Annotated in this window: 1 protein-coding gene; it reads left to right on the top strand. The window is 75.8% G+C overall.

Going from position 1 to position 260, the window contains the following annotated elements; genetic code table 11:
- Nucleotides 1–260: hypothetical protein (locus tag ACX3VQ_RS13025; RefSeq protein WP_462581472.1), on the top strand; the 260-nt coding region annotated here is incomplete at both ends.

The following is a 260-nucleotide window of genomic DNA, read 5'->3' on the forward strand; positions in this document are numbered from 1 at the left end:
TCATGTGGGAACCCGTCGATCGCGCCGGCCGCGTGCGCGCGATCGTCGACGACCTCGCGCCCGACGCGATCCTGGTCGACCATCTCGCCTACAGCGCGCGCCTCGGGCTGGAGGCGGCCGGCGCCCGCTACGGCGACGTCGTGCTCGGCCACCCGACCGCCCTGCCGGTGGGCGACGAGGTGTACGGCTACCCGGCTGCGTGGCCCGACGCCATCCGGCCGGATGCCGCAGAGCTCGCCGACCTGCGCGCCCTGTGCGTG

It is taken from the genome of Altererythrobacter chaiwopuensis (genome assembly GCF_054957735.1).